Origin of the sequence: Gilliamella sp. B2838, assembly GCF_026536185.1 — a bacterium.
GTDB lineage: Bacteria > Pseudomonadota > Gammaproteobacteria > Enterobacterales > Orbaceae > Gilliamella.
Genome location: NZ_JAFNOO010000026.1, coordinates 1 through 3,219, shown reverse-complemented (window position 1 = coordinate 3,219; position 3,219 = coordinate 1). Strand labels below are relative to the sequence as shown.

The window sequence follows — 3,219 nt, the reverse complement described above, 5'->3', positions numbered from 1 at the left end:
GAAAAAAAGCGTAATTGAAACCAAGACAACTGTGAGTTGTAAGGTTAAGAAATTAAGCGTACACGGTGGATGCCTAGGCAATCAGAGGCGATGAAGGACGTGTTAATCTGCGAAAAGCGACGGTGAGCCGATAAAAGGCGCTATAACCGTTGATGTCCGAATGGGGAAACCCAGTGCAGGCGACTGCACTATCACCTAATGAATACATAGTTAGGTGAGGCGAACCGGGAGAACTGAAACATCTAAGTACCCCGAGGAAAAGAAATCAACCGAGATTCCCAAAGTAGCGGCGAGCGAAATGGGAGCAGCCCAAGCGGGTAGCATAATGTATTAGTGGAAGCGTCTGGAAAGTCGCACGATAGAGGGTGAAAGTCCCGTACATGAAAGTGGATTATGTGGAAGCTTATAGAGTAGGGCGGGACACGTGATATCCTGTCTGAAGATGGGGGGACCATCCTCCAAGGCTAAATACTCCTGATTGACCGATAGTGAACCAGTACCGTGAGGGAAAGGCGAAAAGAACCCCGGGAGGGGAGTGAAATAGACCCTGAAACCGTGTACGTACAATCAGTGGGAGCATGTACCGTTGGGTATGTGTGACTGCGTACCTTTTGTATAATGGGTCAGCGACTTATATTCTGTAGCAAGGTTAACCGAATAGGGGAGCCGAAGGGAAACCGAGTATTAACTGTGCGTTAAGTTGCAGGGTATAGACCCGAAACCCGGTGATCTAGCCATGGGCAGGTTGAAGGTTGGTTAACACTAACTGGAGGACCGAACCGACTAATGTTGAAAAATTAGCGGATGACCTGTGGCTGGGGGTGAAAGGCCAATCAAACCGGGAGATAGCTGGTTCTCCCCGAAAGCTATTTAGGTAGCGCCTCATGAGTAACTGTTGGGGGTAGAGCACTGTTTCGGCTAGGGGGCCATCCCGGCTTACCAACCCGATGCAAACTCCGAATACTGACAAGTTTAATCATGGGAGACACACGGCGGGTGCTAACGTTCGTCGTGAAGAGGGAAACAACCCAGACCGCCAGCTAAGGTCCCAAAGTCATAGTTAAGTGGGAAACGAAGTGGGAAGGCTTAGACAGCTAGGATGTTGGCTTAGAAGCAGCCATCATTTAAAGAAAGCGTAATAGCTCACTAGTCGAGTCGGCCTGCGCGGAAGATGTAACGGGGCTAAAACTATGCACCGAAGCTGCGGCAGTGCACGTAAGTGTATTGGGTAGGGGAGCGTTCTGTAAGCCGTCGAAGGTGTGTTGTGAGGCATGCTGGAGGTATCAGAAGTGCGAATGCTGACATAAGTAACGATAAAGCGGGTGAAAAGCCCGCTCGCCGGAAGACCAAGGGTTCCTGTCCAACGTTAATCGGGGCAGGGTGAGTCGACCCCTAAGGAGAGGCCGAAGGGCGTATCTGATGGGAAACGGGTTAATATTCCCGTACTGGCTATAACTGCGATGGGGGGACGAAGAAGGCTAGGTTTACCACCTATTGGATGGTGGGTTAAGCGTGTAGGGGTGTGATTAGGCAAATCCGGTCACTGAAACTCTGAGGCGTGATGACGAGCTACTAAGGTAGTGAAGTAATTGATGCCCTGCTTCCAGGAAAATCCTCTAAGCTTCAGGTTATAGTTAATCGTACCCGAAACCGACACAGGTGGTCAGGTAGAGAATACTCAGGCGCTTGAGAGAACTCGGGTGAAGGAACTAGGCAAAATGGTGCCGTAACTTCGGGAGAAGGCACGCTGATGTTAATTGAAGTCCCATGCGGATGGAGGTGAAATCAGTCGAAGATACCAGCTGGCTGCAACTGTTTAATAAAAACACAGCACTGTGCAAACACGAAAGTGGACGTATACGGTGTGACGCCTGCCCGGTGCTGGAAGGTTAATTGATGGGGTTATGCGTAAGCAGAAGCTCTTGATCGAAGCCCCAGTAAACGGCGGCCGTAACTATAACGGTCCTAAGGTAGCGAAATTCCTTGTCGGGTAAGTTCCGACCTGCACGAATGGCGTAATGATGGCCAGGCTGTCTCCACCCGAGACTCAGTGAAATTGAAATTGCCGTGAAGATGCGGTGTACCCGTGGCAAGACGGAAAGACCCCGTGAACCTTTACTATAGCTTGACAGTGAACATTGAGCCTTAATGTGTAGGATAGGTGGGAGACTAAGAAGTGTGTACGCCAGTATGCATGGAGTCGCCCTTGAAATACCACCCTTTAATGTTTGATGTTCTAACCTATACTTCTGAATCGAGGTAAGGGACACTGTCTGGTGGGTAGTTTGACTGGGGCGGTCTCCTCCCAAAGAGTAACGGAGGAGCACGAAGGTTAGCTAATCCTGGTCGGACATCAGGAGGTTAGTGCAATGGCAAAAGCTAGCTTGACTGCGAGAGTGACGGCTCGAGCAGGTACGAAAGTAGGTCATAGTGATCCGGTGGTTCTGAATGGAAGGGCCATCGCTCAACGGATAAAAGGTACTCCGGGGATAACAGGCTGATACCGCCCAAGAGTTCATATCGACGGCGGTGTTTGGCACCTCGATGTCGGCTCATCACATCCTGGGGCTGAAGTAGGTCCCAAGGGTACGGCTGTTCGCCGTTTAAAGTGGTACGCGAGCTGGGTTTAGAACGTCGTGAGACAGTTCGGTCCCTATCTGCCATGGGCGTAGGAAAATTGAGAGGGTTTGCTTCTAGTACGAGAGGACCGAAGTGAACGCACCGCTGGTGTTCGGGTTGTGATGCCAATTGCATTGCCCGGTAGCTACGTGCGGAATAGATAAGTGCTGAAAGCATCTAAGCACGAAACTAGCCTCGAGATGAGTTTTCCCTGAAGAGATTCAGTAAGGTCCGTTTGAGACTAAGACGTAGATAGGTCAGGTGTGTAAGTGTAGTGATACATTGAGCTAACTGATACTAATGAACCGAGAGTCTTAACCTTACAACTCGGAGTTGTTTTGGATACGCGAAGTTGAGAGTAAGAAGTCATCGAAAGATGGTTAAAGATTGATAAAACAGTTTGTTCCGGATTGAGCGATTGGTGAAGATATGTGATAATGATTCATCAATTGAGAGAAAGAGAAGACAGAATATGTCTGGCGGTAATAGCGCGGTGGTCCCACCTGACCCCATGCCGAACTCAGAAGTGAAACGCCGTAGTGCCGATGGTAGTGTGGGTATTACCCATGTGAGAGTAGGGTGCCGCCAGACTTTTAAATT

General features: G+C 49.7%; 2 rRNA genes. Both read left to right on the top strand.

The annotated features are described in order from the left end of the window. Positions 1–42: 42 nt before the first annotated feature. A 23S ribosomal RNA gene (locus J3U63_RS12980) occupies positions 43–2,941 on the top strand. 153 nt (positions 2,942–3,094) lie between these two features. Beyond that, positions 3,095–3,210: ribosomal RNA gene (gene rrf / locus J3U63_RS12975) — 5S ribosomal RNA — on the top strand. Positions 3,211–3,219: the final 9 nt, after the last annotated feature.